Genomic DNA, 3579 nt, shown 5'->3' on the forward strand with positions numbered 1-3579 from the left:
AGAAATTTACATCATATAAAATTTTTTTTTAATTTACTCAAAAAATTATAATTTTTTAAAATTTTCATCTTTTAAAATTTTTTTATTATTCTAAAAATTATAATTTTTAAAAATTTTTAATTTTATTCTCAAAAAATATGATTTTTTAAAATTTTTATATTTACTATTTTCAAAAATTATTTTTCTATTTTTTAAAAATTTCAAAAAAATATAATTTATCTATTTTTTATAAGGTCCGAAATTTTCCAATTTCCTACTTGCTATCATAGATGCGAAATCACCTGATTTTTTAAAAGTTTGGTTATTTAACCTTGCTGATATATATGCAGCCATATAAGTATCACCACATCCAGTTGCATCTATAATATTATTGCATTTAACTGCATTTATTTTAATACTTTCACCATTAATCTCAATAATCCTTGAACCTTTACTTCCATTTGTGACAACTAAGTTTGAATCGTAAAATTTTTCACTTTTTATGATATCAAATTCGTCTTCATCAAGGAAAATTGTATCGCTAATCTCAAAAACATATTTTAGATCTTCAGATAGTTTTAGTATCATCGAATCATCTTCACCTTCCAATCTTAAGAATCCCTGAAGTGAAATGAAAATTGGAACATCAAAAGATTTTAGGTAAGTCAAGGTTTGGATTGGAAAGTCATTGCTGTTAAGTGGTGCCAATACAAAGGCATCGATATTTTCAGCATCAAGGTCATCATCTTCAAAAATAGTCCTTAAGTCATCAACTGAAATTGGAATATTTGCAAAATTGGTGGATTGCTTTCTGATGTCAAGGTTATTCTTATCAGGATATTCATTAATGAAATAGTGAGTGTCTTCCTTTAGAATAGGCCTTAGCTTTGACTTGTCTGGAAACTCATCGATTAGATTAACATTTGAAGCATTAACTATTGCTAAGTAATCATTATAGAACTCTTCATAGACAAAACTCTGAAAAAGGCTTGCGCCACCTACCTTAGAGTATTCACTGTCTCCGATTATAATCAAGTCTTCACATGCCGGTCCAATCAAAACAAGGGTCATAGTAATCAATCATAATCTCTTTTTAAAAATATATAAATTTAGTGAAAAAATTATAAATCTCAAAAAGCAATTAAATTAATGTAAACTAAAAGACAATAGGTAATGATATGGATATTTTAAGCTTGCCCCTTAACATCATCATAGGAAACATTATATCTTTTTTTGCATCAATTGCACTTGTCATAAGCTGCATTGTCAACGACAAAAGGGAAGCTTACAAATATCAGGTCATTGAAGCTCTCATTTTAACCGTATCATCTGCATTCTTCCTGTCCTGGACTGGAATACTTACAATGCTCATTGCAGCAGCAAGGAATTATCTGGTCATGAATGAAAGGCTAAGCTCAAGATTGGCCATCATGTTCATTATTATAACATTGATCATCTGTCCGATAATCAATACAATGGGCCTGATTGGTCTTCTTCCTATGATTGGAATCATACAGCTTACCATCTGCAATTATTATCTTAAGGAAATCAAATGGATTAAAGTGGCTTTCATTGTAAACGTATTGATTTATGCTGTTTACTTCATTGGAATCTATGATATCGTTTCATGTCTTACCCAAGTTATTACAGCCATTATTGGATTTATTTCATTGTTTAAATTAATTAGAGATGAAAGAGAAGAAAAAATAGTTTAAATAATTAAAAAAAGTTATAAAGTTAAAAAAAGTTTTAAAGAAAAAATAGTTTAAATAATTAATTAAATCCATGCAATAAAGAAGATAAAAAAAATAATTACGAAGAGAAATTATCAATCTATTTTTAAAAAAATTACTCTTCAATATTATAATATTTGGTAAATAGATATGCAAGTATTGATCCTGCAAAGTTTTGCCATACTGAATACAATGCTCCAGGAACTGTTGCCAAAGTCAAGGCAGGGAAATGTGTCTTTGCAAGGCTTGTAGAGAGTCCTGAATTCTGGAAAGCAAGTTCAATGGCAATGGTGACCATCTGTTTTCTTTTCATTCCAGACAAGTATCCTATTATAAATCCTAAAGCCATTGCTGTGAAATATTGTAGAATGATTACAGCAATTATGACAAGGGATGAGCTGATTATCGCTTCCTTGTTTGCACCAATCACTCCTGCGACGATTATTGCAATAACAACAGATGATAGTGCAGGGAGATAATTCTTCAATTCCTCACAGAAGTCTGGGAACTTATAATTGAGAAACAGCCCTAAGGCAATTGGAATGATTACAATCTGAACAATTGAAATGAACATGTCCACTGGATTGAAAGCAATTGTATTTCCAATCAGAATCAATGTAATCACTGGAGTGAGGATAGGTGAAATCACAGTGGAAACCGCTGTAAGGGATACGGATAATGCCAAATCACCTTTTGCAAGGAATGTTATTACATCAGATGCTGTTCCACCAGGCACTGTTCCAACAAGAACAAGCCCAACGGTCAGTGCCTCATTCAAGTGAAAGAGGCTTGCAATTGCAAATGCTATCAACGGCATTATCAGATATTGGGCGCTTACCCCTATTAGGATCTCCTTAGGTCTTTTGAATACGTTTACAAAATGTTCTATTTTTAATGTTGTACCCATACCAAAGAGAATGATTCCCAAAAGAATATTGATTATATTCACTCCCATAAACTCTTCCATCACCCAATTGAATGAATTTGGAATGGTTACGGCAATGAATACTGCAATCAGTATAATTATAAAGAAATATTTCTCAACCAATTTAAAAACTCTTTTCATAAAATTAATATTTGTCAAATCTATTTATAAATTTTTAGATAAAAATTTGAATTAAGAAAAATAGAAAATTTAAATTTTATACAAATATTGAGTTTAAGACTCTTGCATATATACATCAATATACATCATCTAAATTATTAAACATGCTGCTTTAAGAATTACAAAGATACACTAAATAAAAATAGCAATTTTAATATTTCATTTAATTATATTAATCGTATTTTTTATTAAACATTATAGGTAATTATGATTGGAATTATTCCAAAAATGCTTCCTCAAAAATATTGCAATCACTAAAATCAGATCAAAAATGATTTCATATAATACGAATTAAAATTTGAAAGATTGACAAAACAAGAATTGTAAAAAATATAAAAAAAGAAAAAAGGTTAAATTTTAAAAAAATAAAAGAAAGGAGATATAAATCTCCTTAAAAACTGTTTATTCTTCTTCTCTACGTTTTAAGCCTAATCCTAATAAGATGAATGCAGCTAATAAGACAACTAATGGGTTACCTGTACTTAAGATTTTAGCAACAGGAGGCTCAGGTTGAGGCTCAGGTTGAGGCTCAGGTTGAGGTTCTGGTTCTGGTTCTTCTTCAATTACAGAAACAGTACCTGTTCCGTTGGATGCAAGGTAAGTAGCATTACCGTTGAAAGTAGCAGTGAATGTGAATTCATCGCCGTCTTTAGCATCTTCTGGAATAGTCCAAGTAAATTCTCCTTTGCCGTCAGTAACAGTAACAGTCACTTCAGTTCCATCAGGACAAGTAACAACAACATCACCGTTGAATGGAGTTCC

The 3579-nt window shown here is 30.2% G+C and carries 4 protein-coding genes; 1 reads left to right on the plus strand and 3 read right to left on the minus strand.

The features are described 5' to 3' along the window. Nucleotides 1–219: 219 nt before the first annotated feature. Nucleotides 220–1050 carry a PfkB family carbohydrate kinase gene (locus IJE13_RS04510; RefSeq protein ID WP_292777555.1) on the minus strand — a complete coding sequence of 277 codons (831 nt, stop codon included), beginning with the start codon at nucleotides 1048–1050 and terminating at the stop codon, nucleotides 220–222. Between the two features lie 107 nt (nucleotides 1051–1157). On the opposite strand from IJE13_RS04510, the gene IJE13_RS04515 reads away from it, so the two are divergent. Next, nucleotides 1158–1694 (plus strand): YgjV family protein, encoded by a 537-nt coding sequence (locus tag IJE13_RS04515; RefSeq protein WP_292777558.1) that lies wholly within the window; start codon nucleotides 1158–1160, stop codon nucleotides 1692–1694. A gap of 133 nt (nucleotides 1695–1827) precedes the next feature. On the opposite strand, the gene IJE13_RS04520 is transcribed toward IJE13_RS04515, so the two are convergent. Together IJE13_RS04520 and IJE13_RS04525 are read right to left on the minus strand one after the other, a co-directional pair. Then, nucleotides 1828–2778 (minus strand): bile acid:sodium symporter family protein, encoded by a 951-nt coding sequence (locus IJE13_RS04520; RefSeq protein ID WP_292777560.1) that lies wholly within the window; start codon nucleotides 2776–2778, stop codon nucleotides 1828–1830. 441 nt (nucleotides 2779–3219) lie between these two features. Continuing rightward, nucleotides 3220–3579, minus strand: a 360-nt coding sequence (locus tag IJE13_RS04525) for a hypothetical protein (protein ID WP_292777562.1), incomplete at its 5' end; no start/stop codon positions are given.

Origin of the sequence: Methanobrevibacter sp. (assembly GCF_017410345.1) — an archaeon.
Taxonomy (GTDB): domain Archaea; phylum Methanobacteriota; class Methanobacteria; order Methanobacteriales; family Methanobacteriaceae; genus Methanobrevibacter.

What these genes read in the sequence shown, in the direction of transcription:
- IJE13_RS04510 (WP_292777555.1), bottom strand. Translation starts at nt 1,050, where the DNA reads ATGACCCTTGTTTTGATTGGACCGGCATGTGAAGACTTGATTATAATC.
- IJE13_RS04515 (WP_292777558.1), top strand. Translation starts at nt 1,158, where the DNA reads ATGGATATTTTAAGCTTGCCCCTTAACATCATCATAGGAAACATTATA.
- IJE13_RS04520 (WP_292777560.1), bottom strand. Translation starts at nt 2,778, where the DNA reads ATGAAAAGAGTTTTTAAATTGGTTGAGAAATATTTCTTTATAATTATA.